The sequence below is a fragment of the Paenibacillus amylolyticus genome (genome assembly GCF_050990605.1).
GTDB classification, from domain to species: Bacteria; Bacillota; Bacilli; order Paenibacillales; family Paenibacillaceae; genus Paenibacillus; species Paenibacillus amylolyticus_H.
Genome location: NZ_CP158832.1, coordinates 2099704 through 2117918, shown reverse-complemented (window position 1 = coordinate 2117918; position 18215 = coordinate 2099704). Strand labels below are relative to the sequence as shown.

General features: G+C 47.4%; 12 protein-coding genes. 4 read left to right on the top strand and 8 right to left on the bottom strand.

The features are described 5' to 3' along the window. Nucleotides 1–20: 20 nt before the first annotated feature. From ABTV53_RS09775 to ABTV53_RS09745, 7 genes are all read right to left on the bottom strand, one after another. A complete protein-coding gene (locus ABTV53_RS09775; protein WP_433752602.1) occupies nucleotides 21–1613 on the bottom strand; it encodes a helix-turn-helix domain-containing protein in 1593 nt (530 codons plus the stop codon). Continuing rightward, the gene (locus tag ABTV53_RS09770; protein ID WP_433752600.1) at nucleotides 1610–3391 is read right to left on the bottom strand and encodes a cache domain-containing sensor histidine kinase; all 1782 of its coding nucleotides are present in this window, start codon (nucleotides 3389–3391) and stop codon (nucleotides 1610–1612) included. The genes ABTV53_RS09775 and ABTV53_RS09770 overlap by 4 nt, the downstream gene beginning before the upstream one ends. 30 nt (nucleotides 3392–3421) lie before the next feature. Beyond that, complete coding sequence (locus tag ABTV53_RS09765) at nucleotides 3422–4297, bottom strand: carbohydrate ABC transporter permease (RefSeq protein WP_421897052.1); 876 nt, start codon at nucleotides 4295–4297, stop codon at nucleotides 3422–3424. 15 nt (nucleotides 4298–4312) lie between these two features. Next, nucleotides 4313–5194, bottom strand: a complete 882-nt coding sequence (locus tag ABTV53_RS09760; RefSeq protein WP_421897055.1) for a carbohydrate ABC transporter permease — start codon at nucleotides 5192–5194, stop codon at nucleotides 4313–4315. Between the two features lie 73 nt (nucleotides 5195–5267). Beyond that, nucleotides 5268–6581, bottom strand: a complete 1314-nt coding sequence (locus ABTV53_RS09755) for an extracellular solute-binding protein (RefSeq protein WP_433752597.1) — start codon at nucleotides 6579–6581, stop codon at nucleotides 5268–5270. 257 nt (nucleotides 6582–6838) lie between these two features. Next, the gene (locus ABTV53_RS09750; RefSeq protein ID WP_433752595.1) at nucleotides 6839–8932 is read right to left on the bottom strand and encodes an acyltransferase family protein; all 2094 of its coding nucleotides are present in this window, start codon (nucleotides 8930–8932) and stop codon (nucleotides 6839–6841) included. Nucleotides 8933–9430: 498 nt separating this feature from the next. Next, nucleotides 9431–9991, bottom strand: coding sequence for a flavin reductase family protein (locus ABTV53_RS09745; protein WP_433752593.1), 561 nt, complete (start codon nucleotides 9989–9991; stop codon nucleotides 9431–9433). A 232-nt stretch (nucleotides 9992–10223) separates the two neighbouring features. Here ABTV53_RS09745 and catA point away from each other — a divergent pair, with 232 nt between their 5' ends. Then, on the top strand, nucleotides 10224–10871 hold the full coding sequence (gene catA / locus ABTV53_RS09740; RefSeq protein ID WP_433752591.1) for a type A chloramphenicol O-acetyltransferase: 648 nt from the start codon (nucleotides 10224–10226) through the stop codon (nucleotides 10869–10871). Between the two features lie 82 nt (nucleotides 10872–10953). Here catA and ABTV53_RS09735 read toward each other — a convergent pair whose 3' ends face one another. After that, entirely contained in the window at nucleotides 10954–13593 is a 2640-nt protein-coding gene (locus ABTV53_RS09735) for an adenosylcobalamin-dependent ribonucleoside-diphosphate reductase (protein ID WP_433752590.1), read from the bottom strand. Nucleotides 13594–14081: 488 nt separating this feature from the next. Here ABTV53_RS09735 and ABTV53_RS09730 point away from each other — a divergent pair, with 488 nt between their 5' ends. The 3 genes from ABTV53_RS09730 (at nucleotide 14082) to ABTV53_RS09720 (ending at nucleotide 18191) form a co-directional block, all read left to right on the top strand. Continuing rightward, nucleotides 14082–15845: a DEAD/DEAH box helicase gene (locus ABTV53_RS09730; protein WP_433752588.1), complete on the top strand. Its 1764-nt coding sequence runs from the start codon at nucleotides 14082–14084 to the stop codon at nucleotides 15843–15845. 3 nt (nucleotides 15846–15848) lie between these two features. Next, on the top strand, nucleotides 15849–17030 hold the full coding sequence (locus ABTV53_RS09725) for a YqhG family protein (RefSeq protein WP_433752586.1): 1182 nt from the start codon (nucleotides 15849–15851) through the stop codon (nucleotides 17028–17030). Nucleotides 17031–17234: 204 nt separating this feature from the next. Further along, complete coding sequence (locus tag ABTV53_RS09720; RefSeq protein WP_433752585.1) at nucleotides 17235–18191, top strand: hypothetical protein; 957 nt, start codon at nucleotides 17235–17237, stop codon at nucleotides 18189–18191. Nucleotides 18192–18215: the final 24 nt, after the last annotated feature.

Sequence of the window (18215 nt, the reverse complement as noted above, 5' to 3'; positions counted from 1 at the left end):
GTTTCCTAATCTGCTCATCTCTAACTTCCCGAAGGCTTAAACGACATTGCCTCCTCGCGATATTCACTCGGGGTCTTGCCGGTATGTTTTTTGAACAGTCTGCTAAAATATTTCACGTCTTCGTAGCCGCTAATGGCAGCGACTTCACTGACCTTCGCTGGAGACACGGCGAGCATATCCATCGCTCTTCGGATACGCATATCGGTGACAAAATCACCGAAGGTCACACCCATTTCTTTTTTGAACAGTTCACTGAGGTGACCGGGATGCAAGTGGACATGTCCAGCTACCAGCTGTAAATTAATATCCTGTGCCAATGATGATTCAATATAACCAATAGCCTTTTGCACATGGGCTGCCTGTCCCTGACCCATTCGACTATGATAGACATGCATCAGACCATACAGATGCTGAAACAACATATCCCCCAGATCTACAGGTTCGGCATCCGGTTCCATCATCCAGGGTTCGAGTCTTGCGGTTTCTTCACGTCCTGTGGCTCGCATTGTGCGAGTAAGCCAGCGATGACCTGCAATGACTGCTGAGTGCAGACAAGCACTGAACGATTCTGGCGTGACCTCCGGTTCAGCAATAAGACTAGCCACAAGTTCTCGCGTCCATGTCGTTAACGTGACTGAATCATTATCCAGCAATAATGTGCCAAGTGTGGTCTCCTCTTCGTGCGTGAGTACAGCTTTACCACCTTGGCGATCCTGAACATGCTCATAATGCCATACTTTATCATCCATCAATCCCCGATAGCGGAATGCGGCTGAAGCCGTCCTGTAGCTTTCGTGCAGTTCTGCATATCCACGCACAGGCAGACCTACCGCTGCGCGCAGGGTGCATTTTAGTAACTGCTCCACTCGACGCAATGCACTCTCCAGCCTGAACGTGAACGGATATTCCTGATCTACAGGCGGGCATGAAACTACACAAATAATGTGCTGTTTCTCTACATGAGCAATGGCGCCAGGCAGCATATCCTCAAGGGTATTCTGCACCGCAAATCGTAATAGCGCATCCGAGAATCGATCCCAACCCTCTGCTCGAAGAACAATGACTTGTCTGAGGATCTGTTTATCATCAAAGCCATCAACCGCCGTCTCAAGTCCAGCATCAGACCGTAAAAATGAAGGGAACTGGCCCGAAGCGGTGTCACCATCAATGATCCACCCGGCAAATAACCGCTCTCGATTCTCCCGCATAAGCTGTCCCTCTCTGGACTTCTCTGCCCAACGTTCCGTGATGCGCTGTTTGGCCTGTAATACGGTTTTGATGATCTCTTCCGGCTTGCTTGTTTTGAGCAGATAATCTGTGACACCTTGGCGAATCGCTTGCTGCGCATAAGAAAAGTCATCGTATCCGGACAAAATAATAACCTCCAGCTCAGGTAGCAATCGCAGGCCCTCTTCTGCCAGTTCCAGCCCTGATCTGCCTGTCATCCGAATATCCGTCATCAGGATATGTGGACGTTCCTCAGCTATGCGTGTTAACGCCTCCTCTGCCGAGGCAGCCGGTCGAAGAAGTTCAATTCCGAGTTCATGCCAAGCGATAACGCTGGCAAGCCCTGTACGGATAATCACTTCATCATCAACAATTAATAGTCTCATGGCGAACCCTCCAAGATTGGAATGGAAAACGAAATCCGGGTACCTCCCCCAACCCTGCTGTCTATTTCAAGCTGTGCATCCGCTCCATAATGGAGCAGAAGCCTCTCATTCACATTGCAGAGTCCATAACCACCTTGGTTTAGCTGTTTTTCCGGCTGTTTTCCTTTCCATTCCCTAATACTTATCCTTAATTGCTCCAGCCTGTCCGGCTCCATGCCGACACCATCATCCAGTACCAGCACATTCATCAGCTCATTATCCGGGTCCTTACGAATCATTATGGTGATGGTACCCACGCCTGTTTTGGGCTGAATGCCATGAATCATGGCATTCTCAACGAGCGGTTGCAGCAACAGTTTCAGCATCATTCGTTTCTCAAGCGCTGGATCTACGATATAATGCAACACAAATTGATCAGGGAAACGAATCGACTGCACACGCACATAATGGCGAATATGTGCAATCTCCTGTTCCACGGGATAATAATCATGACCATTGTTTAAGCTGATGCGTAGAAAATCACTCAGACCCTCAACCATATCCGCGATCCGCTTCTCTTCAGACATCAAGGCAATCCAGTGAATGGAAGAGAGCGTGTTATACAGGAAGTGCGGATTAATCTGCGCCTGAAGCACCCGAAGATCCGCCTCTTTTTTGCGAGCTTCACCACGAATAACCTCTTCCTTCAATAACTGAATATGTGCACCGAGCAGATTGTAACTCTCCCCAAGCTTGCCGATCTCATCATCACTTTCAGATCGAAACAGCGGAAGAGGTCGTTCCGGATCAATACGGGACAGATGTCGGGTAAGCACACGAAGCGGCCTCGTCACACGCCGCACAGTAAACCAGACCAAGCCTGCACTGATCGCAGCAGACATGGCAACGGCACACCCGGTTAGAATAAGGATATACCGATTCTCGGACTTGTACTGGTCATATGGGACGGTTCCAACCAACGTCCAGCCCGTTAATTCTTCCGGATAATAAAGCAGCGTCCGTTTATCCTCACCACTACCATACGTGGTGGTTCCGCTACCGCCATCTTGAATCAACGTTGTGACCCTTGGATCGACATCCTCCAGCTTAAGTCCAAGCCGGGATTTGTCCATTGAAGACAGAATCTCTCCAGAACTGCCGATGAGTTCCAGTCTGCCTTCCCCTCTGCCTAATCCCAGAGCGGCCCATCCCTTGGATATGGCCTTCTCATCCAGACTAATGGCTAACCAACCGATCGGCCGATAATCATGGATACTGCGAATCGGCCGAACCAACGTGATCACATTTTGTATACCCGCGTAATTCTGCACCGGGTATACCCCGGTCCATTGTTTGACTGCTTCACCGCTTGGAACTGAGGGGTACGACAGGTTGGATCCACTGGATTCATACCAGGTAGCGGTCGACAGTGTGGCATCAAAACGTCCAGGGTATATGGCAATGTTGGCGATATATTTTTTGGAAGCGGCCAGATTGGTCATCCTGCCCAGGATATCCACCCGGTCCAGCTCATGGTCCTCATTTTGACTAAGATAGTGCTGAATATCCCGTTCTCCAATCAGGAAAATGGACAGGTTCTCCGCATCCTGCAGCATATAACGAAGATTCGCTTCGACTTGTTTCAGTGTATCCATGCCGGACAGTTTTGTTTTTTGCTCTGTAATGCGGGAAGAGATCAGAAAGGCGAACAGACCCAAAACCAGCAATGGCACAATCATTGAAGCCGTCACGACGACCGATAGCTTTCTTTGTAACGAAGATGTGAGCCAGCGTGCCAAACGTTTCTCCTCCTCTGGATGCGCTTTCGCTTATCCTTTGACAGCTCCGGCTGTCATGCCTTTCATCACCTGTTCCTGGAATATGAGATACAAGATAATGGTTGGAATGACCGACAGTGTCATGGCTGCAAGGGTTAAACCGTAGTCGGTTTGATACCCGTCCGCAAAGTTCGCAATGGCCAGAGGTAACGTTTTCAATCCCGTTTTGTTAATGAACACAAGCGCAAATGAAAAGTCATTCCACGCATGCAGGAAACTCAGAATTGTAACCGTAGACAATGCAGGTACGGACATGGGCAGCATGATCCGGGTAAACAGCCCCCACAGCCCTGTTCCATCAATAAATGCTGCCTCTTCAATATCACGTGGAACACTTGTCAGATAAGCAGTAAGCACGAAAATAGCGGTAGGCAATGCAAAAGCCGTATAAGGTAATATTAATGCCCAGTACGTATTCAGCAAGGACATCTGTTTCATTAAAATAAATAAGGGGACAAGTGTACTATGGATCGGAATGAGCATGCCAATAACAAAGAAGGTCATGATTAACCCTTTCCACCGAAACTGGAAACGAGCCAGAATGAATGAAGCCAGCGCTGCAATAAACAGCGTCAGAATAAGTGATCCCACCGATACGATGAGTGAATTGCCAAAAGCAGTCCCCAGCCTGGAGCTTTCCCAAGCATTGCTGAAGTTGGCAACATTCCAGTTTTCCGGCAGACCAAAGGGCCTGCTATAGAAATCTTCATTTGTTTTGAACGCACTAATCACGAGCCAGTAGAACGGATACAATGTTAAAATACCATAGACCGTTAGCAGCGTCCAAACAATTCCGCTGCGAAGGCGGCGGATCGGATGCCCCGAGCCACTTCGTGGTGATGGCATGGATACAGGTGTTACTTGCATGATAGCCCCTCCTCTCTATTGATTCTCTTTTCGTTTGCGACTGGTCGCCCACTGGCTTGTTCCAATAAGTAGCAGGGAGATCAGCACAATGGTTGTTGAGATCGCACTACCGAAACCATAACGGTATGTTGTAAAGGTTGAATTGTACATGTACGTTGCGAGAAGCTCTGTTGCATGTGCCGGACCACCTTTAGTCATGATGTAGACCAGATCGAATGATTTCAGACTACCCGAAATACATAGAATGATCGCAACCTGAACCGTACCCCAGATCATGGGCAAAGAGACGGATATCAACTTACGGATGCCTGAAGCACCGTCTATTTTGGCTGCATCATGAATCTCGCCAGGAATATTCTGTAGTGCCGAGATGAAGATAATCAGATACAACCCCACAAAGCTCCAGAGCAGCGGCGGTACCAATGAGAAAATGGCAATCTTGTCATCGGAAAGCCATTGCAGCTTCCAACTCTCCAGTCCCAGTGCATCAAGCAGGAAGTTCAATATCCCGATCTGCGGATGATAGATATACTGCCAGATCATACCGATAACGACAGTGGATAATACCATCGGCAGAAATACGGCTGAACGCAGAAACCGCTGTAATGGATTGCTTTTATGCAGGATGACCGCGAGCATCAGTGCTAACGGAATTTGTCCAAATACCGATGCCAACACAAAAATAACGTTATTTTTCAGCGCCCGCCAAAACACAGGATCATGCCAGATCTCCACGTAATTATCCATACCAATATATTTGGATGCGCCGATGCCGGACCAATTGAAGAAACCGTAGTATGCCGACCATACGACCGGTACAAATACAAACAATGCATAGATGATGACTGCCGGGGCCAGCCCCAGCATAATAAAACGCCGACTTCGCAGTGCGTTCATCTGTTCACTCCCCTTTCATACTTAAAGACCCCTCCCCTGCCGGGAAGGGGTTTTAGCCTAGCTTGACGCTTAATTACTGACTAACTGCATTGGCTTGAGCTGCCTGAATTTTGGCTGCAATGTCTTCAGCCTTACCACCCATGAGCAACTCTTGCAACGCATTATTAATAACCTCAACCGTTGCCGATCCCAGCTTGGAATCGTATACCGGCGTAATCTTCACTTCCTGCATCAGATCATATAATTCAACGAACAATGGATGCGCCTTGGTTTTATCCAGATCAATCTTGTAACTCACCAATGTGCTGCTATCCAATGTGGCCTTCTGACCATCAGGTCCTGCCAGCGCGTAGAACAGTTCCATCGCTGCCTCTTTTTGTGCACCGCTCAGCTTTTTGCTTACACCCAACCCGGTTCCTACAACACCAGATGTGGTTCTTGGCTCGCCCTTACCACCATCTACTGGAGGGAGAATCGTAATATGGGTGTTGTTCAATACCTCTTCAGGTGCATTATTCACCAGATTTGCCAAGGCCCATCCGCCGTTCATAACCATCGCTGCCTTGCCTTGGAAATAAAGCTGCATCATCTGTGTCTCATCAATACTGTTGAAACCATCCTGAAATGCTTTGGTGTTGCCAAGCTCTTGCATCTTGTTCAGGGCTTCAATAAATTGCGGATCGGTAAAACTTGCACCATCTTGTGCTGTTGCTTTCAGGAACCAGTCTGTACCGGTGATCCGGTCAGCCAGTGTACTGAATATCGTCGATTGTGCTACCCAGTTAGCTTTGTTGCCAAGTGCCATGGGAATGACTTTATTTTCATTAAACGTAGCAATTGCCTGTTCCAACTCCGCCCAGGTCTCAGGCACTTTCACGTTATACTGCTTGAAAAGAGCTTCATTGTAATAGATGAAGGAACTCGGTGCCAGATTCATGGGCACGGAGTAGATATTCCCGTCCACGGTGTAACCGTCCAGTGCATTCGGGATGAAATTATCTTTCCACTCCGGCTTTGCGTCGAGCTCTGTATTAATGGGCTGTAACAGATCCCCTTTTACAAATTCCTTGGTCATGGCATCCGGCCACATCACAAACAGGTCTGGCATTTCGTTGGCAGCTGCCACCGTGCGAAGCCGGGTTTTGAGACCATCTGTCGGCAGGCCTTCATCCACGACTTCAATATCTGGATGCGCCGCACGAAAATCTTCAATAATTTGGCGCATGGCAACCGCCTTTGCATCCTGTCCGGTCCAGTTGTGCCAGAGCGTGACGGTTACTTTGTCATTGCCGTTGCCTCCTTCTGAAGTGTCCCCGCCAGCACAGCCAGCAAGAATAATGGAGAACAACGTTATTGCCAGGAAACCCGAAAGCCATTTTTTCAACATCTCTATATTCCCCCTCGGCGATTTGAATACACTTATTGTAAATGTTAACGCTATCATACCGTAAGGTGACGATCCACGGATGCAGGGGTGAAAAATATCGGTTCCCCTGTTTGGAACTTAATTTGTTGACGTATTGTTCATGACATAACAAGAAAGAGCCCTCACAATGAGAGCTCTTTCTTGTTACAGCCGTCGGTAGCTTCACCCCAGGCTATATATAATGAATAAGTGCTAAATCGTATGAAATGGATTGCATGTTATTGAATACTGTCCTTCACCAGTTCTGCAAAAGCTTCCGATCCTTGCGTAGTGAGGTGTACACCGTCTTTTTCAAAATATTCGTCATGTCCCTCACTTGCACTGTTCCAGTCAATCAACGAGACATTGCTGTAGTTGGATGCAGCCTCATTCAACGCCCTGTTCACCGTTCGTTCCCACGGACGAGGTACGCGCACAGTAACCAGATACACCTGATCCTCATCCTTCAGATAATCAAGCACAGCATTTAAGTTTTTGGAGTTAAAGGAACCATTCGTCCCGAGCTCCAGCACCACTTTGCTGCCCATTTGGTTGTTTTGCTTCAGGCCTTCCAATACATCGCCTGCCTGCCACATCTGACGGCCGACATGTCCGTCCACGTACACTCCCGATATATTTTGTTCCAGATACGGTTTGGCATCCAAAATCACTGAATCTCCAATGACGGTATAATGAACCTTGCCATCTTTGGCAGGAGGAGCCGTTTCTTCATTGTCCTGAGATGAATCAGGTGTATCATCCGCATGATCTGTATTATCGGATTGATTTGCTCCGGCGTCATCCGGTGTATCATTCTCGTTAGTCACGAAGTCATCAACCGGCGTATCTTCAGACTGACCGTCCTTGCCAGGATTCACTGAATTGTCTTGGTCGTCAGGTTTTGAGTCTGGAGCAGACTCTCCTGTTGGCTTCTCATTTCTCCCCGGATCATCTTTCGTTCCTGCTTCCGGTTTATGGGTATGAGCATCGTTCTTTTGGCCAGAGCCTGACGTTCCTGTAATAGCTGGCAACACATCCTGCCCCTGTTCCTCCGCTACGGAATTCTCACCATTCAATGTGTTGGACATCGATACCGAATGGGAGTCGGAGTTCGCTGCATGTGAGACCATCATCTGAGATACCGTATAGGACAACAGCAGAATCGTCATCAACAGACCTGCCCGCTTCCACCATACGTTACGTATACCGATCGATGACCGCCCTCTTCCCCATAATCGGAACCAAGAATCACGGAATCCATTGTACCGAATCGGATTTTCAATATATTTAAGGGACAGTGAGGCCAGTATAACCGTTACAGCAACCTGTAAAATGATTCGTACAGGATGTGCTCCTCCCGTATCCACCGCGGGATTGGTTAACATAATGACAGGATAATGCCACAGATATAATCCGTAGGATCGCTCTCCGATCCAGCGTAATGGCTTCGCTCCAATGATACGTGCCAGGAAAGACGATGGGTGAGCCAATACCGCTACCAGCAACGTTGTTGCGATAGCCTGAAGCACCATGCCCCCTTGGTATAGAAACGGATCATATTCACTGCTGTTCAGCATCATGTAGATTAATAAAACGAGTGCAGCAAGTCCCGACACATCGAGCACAAGCCGATTCATGCCAGGCAGGGAGTTCGATAACTTGCGACTAGGCCACACCACGGCAAGAGCAGCACCAGCAAGAAGTGCGAATGCCCGTGTGTCTGTTCCATAATATACACGGCTTGGGTCCAGATCCGGATTATACATAATGGCCATTGCGCCAGCAGACAATTCAGCTGTGACGACAATGAAGACGACCAGCCATCCCTTTCTTTTGAACACGACGATTGCTGCGATCAGCAGAAGAGGCCATATGAGATAAAATTGCTCTTCCACAGCCAGTGACCAGAAATGTCCAAACGGTGATGGAGGGCCAAAACTTTCGAAATAGGAAACGTTGTGAAAGATATACCACCAATTGCTTATGTATAATACACCCGAAACGATGTCACCACGAAGCGCAGCAAGCCGGGACGGATCTGTACAGGCCAACCAGATCATCACCACAGCTGTCATGGTCAGCATGCCTGGAAGCAAACGCCTTACCCGTCTTACCCAAAAATCACCGAGTGAAATGCGTCCATGTTCCTGCCACTGTGACACGAGAATATCGGTAATTAGATATCCCGAGAGAACAAAGAATATACCTACACCGAGCAGTCCACCCGGAATAAAATCCAAATTCAGATGATACGCGATTACCGCAAGTACAGCGATGGCTCGCAAGCCATCCAATCCATTCATATGTCGCTTGTTATTATGCGTTTGTGACATGCATGCCCCTCCTTGTTACTATGAGTCAACAACATTGGTGTTGGGGGCATAAAGGAACTCCTGATCGTTCTGGTTGTCATTAACATACGTATTGCACCTTCCATCTTTCATTTACAACATAAGAACAGCTTCTGTTCGAAGCACTATCCGATGATGCTATATTGATTCGAGAGTTCACGTTTAGCATTATACGCCCGAAATAAGCCCCATACTTTACAGGAATAATAACAAACGATTAAACCGATGTAACCTTTCCTGCCAGCTCATATAGCTGTAAAATCATACTCTAAATTTGTCGTTAAATATAGTACTTTTCATCGAGTGGATAAAATTACCTGTCCCGCTTGCGCAAACCAGCATACCCACATAACCGTTCATTGAAACAATTGTATTCATGACAAAAGGCTGCCGACTTGCTCAGCAGCCACTATCCATTATAAACCTATGTCAGACCGGATTGAAAGTTTTGCTCATAATTGCTTCTTCTTGCCTAGGACCCTAGAGGTGGAACGGGTGATTCTTTTCTTCCGCCCTCGCATCCATGATCCGGTATGATGAGCGCCCTGTGTACATTGGGATTTGCAACTTCTCCAGATTGACCATGCCATTCTCCAAAAAGTACTCCTGATCCTGATATCGCTGCAACACTTCACCTGCAATCCATTCATGATCACCATATGTCGTAATATCCATAACCTTGCATTCATAAGCAAAATAAGCGTCTGTCAAAATGGGGACACTTACCTTGATTCCTTCCTCATACGGAATGCCGAATCTTGTGAATTTATCCGTATCTCTTCCACTGAACGTTCCTGCTGCTTGAATCCACTCCGATCGATGAGCTGGTAGGAAATGAACACCGAATACGCCACTCTTCTCGATGAGTTCATAGGAGTATGTTTCCTTACGAAGGGAGATGCCATATACGTCTGGAGACGATCCGATGTATGTATGCCATCCGGACGCCATCACATTCTGGACTCCCTCATGACGTGAAGTCACCACCGCTACCATTCCAGGATAAGAATAAAATTTGGGTTCTTCTATTGGCTGACGCATCTAATCCCCTCTCTTCTTCGTTATAAAGACAACTTTAATTATAAAATAAAGAAACAGGTTGAAAAAGCGCTTTGCAGAGGATTTCGCTATAAGCAACACATTCAGTGTCATGTTATACTGAGATGGATCAATTTCTAAAAATATGATACCGGGAATGTGATAGGATATGGTCAAATCAGTCAAATACACCTCCTAAATGAAGGCATTATTTTAATTTAGGAGGTTATAACTTATGTTTAATCCAATCGTGTTAGATCAGTGGGATCGAAAACCATACTTTGACCACTACTTGAATCAGGTCAGATGTACCTACAGCATAACTGCCAATCTGGATATCACGCTATTGAGTACCGAACTCAAGCTTAAAGGATTGAAATTCTATCCGGCTCTTATTTATATGATCTCTTCGGTTGTTAATGCACACAGAGAATTTCGAACCAGTTTTGATGCAGAGGGCAGATTGGGTTACTGGGACGAAATGTCTCCGAGCTATACGATTTTTCATGAGGACGACAAACGATTCTCGACGATCTGGACGACATTCCATGAAGATTTCGAGACGTTCCACAATCGTTATCTGGAAGATATGAAGAATTATAAAGATCACAAGTTATTTGTTGCCAAACCCCATGAACCGCCGAATACATTTCCCGTTTCCAGTATTCCCTGGGTGAACTTTACGGGATTTAATCTGAATATCTACAATGAAGGAACCTATTTATTGCCTATCTTCACGATGGGAAAATATGTTCAACAGAACGATAAAGTTTATCTTCCCTTATCCATTCAGTTACATCACGCCGTGTGCGACGGCTACCATGCCGGCGTTTTATTTAATGAATTGCAATCACTTGCAGATTGTTGTCATGAATGGTGTTAGTTAGTTAAATGACAAAAAGGCATTCCTGACTTCATGATGGAGTCAGGAGTGCCTTTTCTTTTTCCCTTTTATCAAAAGATATTTAATTGCACTTACTGTACCCACAATTGCTGCATGTTTTGCACCCTTCAACATTCATCAGGGATGCCGAGCCGCATGAAGGACATAAATCTCTCGATTCGGTAAAGGATTTTTGATCCTCCACTTGTGGATAAGCACTCTTCACTTGGTTCTGTTCTTTTGATGCTCCAATTTCATTCTCCTGCACATTGCTCTGTACATGACTTTCCAATGCTTTGGCGACTGCATCAGCAATTGATTCGACCCGATTAGCTCCGAAGCCAATCGCGCCCGAACCACCAATTCCCTTGAGATGTTTGATCAACAGTTCCACCTTGTGCCCATGATCTCCGTATCGCAGAAACAGTGAGCATACCCGACCGAGTGCCTCAGCCATGGCGAACACGTCCGATCCCGCTTTGCCCACGTTCAGGAAGATTTCACCCGGCGTTCCCTCCAGATCATTGATCGTAATGTAAGCCATTCCGAATGGTGTATTGATTTTGTATGTCGCACCACGAAGTACCTGTGGGCGGCTTCGATATTGTTTATCCAGCACTGTGGCAGACGAAGGGGTTGAATCAGAAGAAAGAGTATCACCATCAACCTCGTTACCGAACGCTTTAACACCTGCGTGCCCTGCGATATTATTCGAGTTATCTGTTGCAGATACGACAGCCTTCTCTCCTGCTTCCACAGTGTTCTGATCTTCCGTATGAGTCTCTTCCTTCTTCGACGTGGACAACACCTGCACATCCCTGCTACCATCGCGGTATATCGTTACTCCCTTGCAGCCGAGGTCGAAGGCCAATTCGTATAGTTCTGCCGTATCCTCCACTGTAAAATCAGCCGGACAGTTGGCCGTCTTCGAAATGGAGCTATCCACCCATTGCTGAATCGCAGCCTGCACGCGGATATGATTCTCAGCCGACAGATCCATCGCCGTCACATAATAGTCTGGTAAAGCTTCACCCGGATGTTCATCCAGCCAATCTTGTGCGATTGGTACGAACTGTTCATCATAACCCAGACGGCTTTGCCGGAAATACTTGAAGGCGAAATACGGCTCAATACCTGTTGATGTGCCCACCATCGTACCTGTACTTCCCGTTGGTGCCTGTGTGATCAGTGTGACATTTCGAATGCCCTGTTTACGAATCGCCTCTCCCACTTCAGGGTACGTCGCAACCATGTTTTTCATGAAACCACTCTGTAAATACGGTTCAGCTTCGAATGCTGGGAAAGCTCCCTTCTCTGCTGCAATCTCTGCCGATGCCAGATAGGCCTCCTTCGCCATGAATCCATACAGTTTATCCAGAAATGCAAGGGATTCAGGACTCCCGTATCGAATACGCAGCTTAATCATCAGCTCTGCCAGTCCCATGGTGCCAAGTCCAACCCGGCGTTCACGCTGCTGATTCAGTCTGTTTTCCTCAAAATGATATGGTGTTGCATCGATGACATTGTCCAAAAATCTAGCCGAGATGCGAGTGGTTTCCGCCAGTTCATCCCATGCCACATCATCATTCGTTTCATCGTAGAATTTGGACAGATTGATTGCAGACAGATTACATACACCCCAACCAGGCAGGCCTTGTTCCGCGCAAGGATTAGTACAGATGATCGGGTTAAAGTACCAGCTGTTGGACATCTGGTTATAGTACTCCATGAATACCACACCAGGCTCTGCCGATTTCCAGGCTGATTCAATAATGGTATGCCAGATTTCACGCGCCTTCAGTGTACGATAGTGCACAACCGCATGACCTGCGGCTTTCCATTGCTGCATATCCCCGTTCCACTCGGTGTCGTAGTCTGGATCGTTCGTATCAGGGAAAACCAAATCCCAATCTCCGTCCTGCTTGACAGCCTCCATAAATGCGTTGCTCACACATACCGACAGATTGGCATTGGTCACCTGACCCATCGTTTGTTTCACGGTAATAAAATCAAGCACATCCGGATGCCAGTCATTCATCATGAGCATGAGCGCACCCCGGCGGCTTCCGCCCTGTTCAATCAGTCCCGTCGTATAACTGAACAGTCCGCCCCACGATACGGAACCGCTGGATGATCCGTTGACTCCTTTCACCACTGCTCGGCGAGGACGCAATGAGGACAAATTAATGCCCACACCTCCCCCCCGTGCCATAATTTCCGTCATCTCGGTCAAGGTCTTCATGATGCCACCCCGACTGTCCTGCGGAGACGGAATGACATAACAATTGAAGAGTGTCAACTCATCGCTTGCCCCTGCGCCCGCAGCAATGCGCCCTCCGGGTACTAACTTCCAATCTTCCAACACCGAGCGGAACTTGGACTCCCACATTGCCCGCTGATCTGCTGTCGATTCAACAGAAGCCATGGCTGTGGCAAGACGGTCCCACATCTCTTCCGGTGTTTTTTCTATATTAAGTGTCAGTTTCTCCACGTTTGTCTCGATGATCTCTCCGCTTCGAGTCCTAACTTGTACAAGCTGGCCCTGACGTTCTATGATTTCGCCCACTTCCTTGGTTGGGAATTTGGGATCATCCTTGGTTAATACCAATACCACATCTCCGACCTGGGCATGATTTGGATCAGCGTCCTTCCAGGCGTATCGGTCCAGAAATATTTTTTCGCTGAGTCCTTCTAATTGGTACGATCGTTGGTTTGATTTCATCGCTACGTTCAACCTCCCCGGAATAAGGCTACATTTTCACTATAAGAGTAAATTATGATCAAACACCACATATAGTGATATGAAATAAGTATAATACACCATATATTGATTTTTCCATGCGACTTTTATCATAGTCCATCTGCATAGACTCCCCATACTCGGACAAGCTTCTTCACACACCCTCATACGCACGAATACGACATCTGTGAATTTTTTGGCACAGAAAAAACCTGAAAAAGCGAAGTGTTCGCCTAAAAGCTTTCTGAAAGAAAGCTGCATCGAAAGCATACGCTATCCCCGGATTTCCCCCTCCAGAAAAGGGAATCAAAGAAATCTGGGGATAACAGCGATTGGAAGGTTGTTCTGTCATCGTAGTGTTCATGCAAATAAACTGTAGTTCAACTTATATAGTTATGAACTGACTCTCATTCGTCCATACTATTACCTACGAATAAAACGTCATCACGTATGGCAGGGGAGGAAGCATCATGAACCGGAAAAACCCGCACCACACGAATCAACCTGTAGCCGAGCTGCCCGTTCCACTGGAATTTGATCGAAGCTGGATCAATCAGTTGGAATCACGATTGGATAAAGGAGGCCCTTGGGGAGATTACCGACTCTTTCAACTGGGCATTCAAGCCGAAGAAACCAATCTGATTCCCAATTTTGACGAGATCCAGTGTTTGAAGCATCTGCAAGGCCTCACTCCACTTCCTCACCAGATGGACACTGCTCGCAGAGTATTATTTGAAATGTCAGGCCGGGCCATTCTCGCCGATGAGGTGGGTCTTGGCAAAACCATTGAAGCCGGTCTCATTCTGAAAGAATATATGGTTCGAGGTCTCGTATCCAAAGTACTCATTCTCGTGCCGGCGTCTCTTGTGCTTCAATGGGTACGGGAGTTGAATTCGAAGTTTGGCATCCCTGCCATTGCCCAAAAAAAGGCTTATTCCTGGCAAAATGAGGTGGTGGTTGCTTCCATGGATACAGCCAAACGTGATCCGCATAAAGATATGCTGCTGAATACCGATTACGACATGATTATTATTGACGAGGCTCATAAACTCAAAAACAAGAAAACAACCAACTATCAATTCATGCTGAAATTGCGCAAAAAGTATTGTCTGCTGCTCACAGCTACACCTGTGCAGAACGATATGAGTGAATTGTTCAATCTGATCAATCTGCTGAAGCCCGGTCAACTGGGTCGTCAGGGTGACTTTGCGACCAACTTTGTTGTAGACAAACGGGTTCCGAAAAATCAGGAACAGCTTAAGAACGAGTTATCCAAAGTCATGATTCGTAACCGTCGCGGCGAAGGCCCCGTTCAATTTACCAAACGGAACGTCTCCAACGTGAATCTGCAACTATCGCCCGAAGAACAGGCGCTTTATGATGGCGTGACTTCCTTTGTAAAAGACCAGTACCAGGAAGCTGGCGGCAATCTGAGCAGCATGCTCTCCCTTGTTACATTACAGCGTGAAGTGTGCAGCAGTCGGGATGCTGTATTCGTGACACTGGTTAATCTGTCGAAGAAACTTCCGTTGGACTCTCCCCTACGGGACAAGATTTGGGAACTCGTGGCCCATATTAAAGCGATCAAGGAAAATACCAAAGCCGAGAAAACAATGGAACTGATTCGGAACATGAATGAAAAAGTAATTATCTTCACCGAATACCGGGCCACGCAGGAGTATCTGCTAAACTATTTCCGGAACAACGGGCTTACGGCTGTACCTTATCGGGGTGGCATGAATCGAGGTAAAAAAGACTGGATGATGGATCTCTTCCGAGGGCGTGTGCAGGCTATGATTGCAACCGAAGCGGGTGGCGAGGGCATTAATCTGCAATTTTGCCATCATATGATCAACTTTGATCTGCCTTGGAACCCTATGCGGGTAGAGCAGCGGATCGGTCGGGTACACCGGTTGGGACAGCAAAATGATGTGAACATTTTCAACCTATCCACGACCGGAACGATTGAGGAACATATTCTGAATCTGCTGCATGAGAAGATCAATATGTTTGAGATGGTGATCGGCGGGCTGGATGTCATTCTGGAACGGCTGGAGAAGAAGGAGTCCATTGAGAAAAGTTTGTACAAAATCATGTTGGAATCACAAAATGATGAAGATATTCGCCGTAAAATGGATTCACTTGGACAATCGCTGAACTCCATTCAACGCGAGGTTGCCGATGAAGGCCCTGCCCTCTCCGGGTTGTTAGATCTTCGTAAAGGAGGTAGCTGACCCATGACCATGACTCCCCATGAAGTGCAGGCTTATGTTCTCACCTATCTGGAAGCACTCGATTGTCAGATTATGGAGCGTTCGCCTGCCCATGTTACTGTTAAACTTTCGCCTGAGGCAGACAAAGCGTTGACCAATCGCCCCTATTATTGGGGGTTCGTGGAGCGAACCGGAGCACCCGCTGAGACGATGTCCTTTACATTTATATTCGATCCTGACAGTTATCAGCAGGCCATTGAAGCAGCCGAAGCCAAAACAGTGCAAGCATCACCTGACCCTGCTCAACCGAATGGCGCAACCAACGGCAGTCCTCAAGGCGAGCCACCGAAAGAAACCATTCTGGGCCGTTATTTCGGCATTACTCCATCCATGCCACTACTGGGACCAGGAAGGATATTGCGTGAAGAAGTGGTGTACGGCAGTCGCAGGCTCCAACAGATTTTTGGCGCAGCCCGTGAAGGCGGTGCCTTTGTCAACCTGTTCGAGCAGGCTGCCAAACGTCAATTGCGCGCTACAGCGCCAGCCATATATGAGCCTTGGCTTGGTGTGTGTTTCAAGGTGGAATTCGCCTGTGATTTGAAACGGGAGGAATTGCATTTTCTTGGCATCTCCCTTCGCTCGGGTGAAATTATAGAAAAATTCGGCACCAAGCTGAACCGACGTGATCTCAGTCCACGGCTGGCGGAGAACATGCATGTGCAGACAGCTAAAGTTTCGTTATTTGATGCCGGAGCTGCTTTGGAATCTCATTTGACGAACCGCTTGCTGGAACTCGATTATAGCTGGGCTGAGAAAGCCCAAGAGCGACTTGATTTGGAGCTGGACGTGTTGGATACCTATTACGAAGCAGTACTCCGGGAAGATACACCTGAAGTAGAACCCCCGGGTAACATAGCCTCAGGCGTGGAGAGTGTCCATTCTAACCGCACGTCAGCTGTATCTCTGAAAAAAGTTCTGGATATAACTAACGCTAAACCCATTGGAACAGATATGGAACTGGCCGCAGAGGCCGTTGTGCCGATCGAAACCGAGACAGACGCTGAAGAAGAGAAAGCCAAACAGGCGGTTATCGATCGCGAAGCCATGAAACTGCAATACGAGACACGCCGGACCGAGATGATCTGGCAATACGAACCCAAAGTGAAAGTGACTGCGATTAACAGCGGCATGTTTCACTTAAGATAGACGAAGACACTACTTTTCCTGCAAATGCTGGCAAAAGTAGTGTTTATTCATGATCAGCTGCCCGACAGGTTGCGGCAACCTTTGCATAGCCCGTCCCCTAGAATGAAACTAGGACCGGCTCAGGCAACGGATAAATGAAAAGTAGGTGTAAATTTGAAACGATTCTTTCATACGTGTTGGAACAACGTTCGGAAAACAACCTGTATGACCCTGGGCTTGCTCAGTTGTCTTGCCCTGTTCTCTTTTTGGTCGATAGCCAATGCAGAGGAACAAAAAACGTCTTCACTATCCCGCGTATCTTCAACAGAATATAGTACCAAACATCATGCATCCCAGAATGAGAAATTAGCTCCCACTGCTGTACAACGGTTTGCAGAGCAACAAGCTGTTGCCCTTGGTACAGCTAACGCCGAAGCACATTGGAAGAATGCCGAACTCGACTTCTACCCTCTGGGGCCGGGTACACATAGCTGGCTCGTACAAGCTGAGTTTGAAGGCAAACCTATCGGATATATGATTATTACAGTCACAGAGCAGGGTCAGGTGATGCTTAGTGAATATGGTCATGGAGAACAGTCACCATACAACAATGAACTTCTTGGACAAGCCTTGGATCGACAACATATGAACCTTAAGGCATTACTTGCTGGCGGAGGAGAGCTTCATCTTGGTTATGCTCTTCCCCTGCTGGCTTATTGGAAAGTGGAACAGCCTAACCATCCTGCACTTTATATTGATGCTACGAACGGAGATGTACTACCTTCAGAGTTCCTGAACCTGCTGGAGGCTGATTCCAAACAAGTCTCTGCGAGCATAACTCATCTATCCACAGCTCCATCTGGTTCAGTCGATCCACTTCAACTGCGACCAGTCTTCAATCCGGCTGATAATCTGTTATGGATTACATCCAAGCCTGTTGCGGCCGACCGGGCACAAGATGTGATACAACACGGGGAGAAGCAAAAAATTGTTTTCTCAGCGGGTGATCGTAACGTTGTGTACGGCGGTCCTCTACCTGTTAGCGGTTATCAGCTATGGCATACAGATCAGGAAGGAGAGTCCATTCTATATGTAGCATTAGGCGGAGAATCATCCATTCAACGCTTTGTCCCTTTGAGCACATTGCAACAAGACGGTGAATTTTACATCGTAAAGCCTTGACCATCAGCTAACTCTAGAGATCAT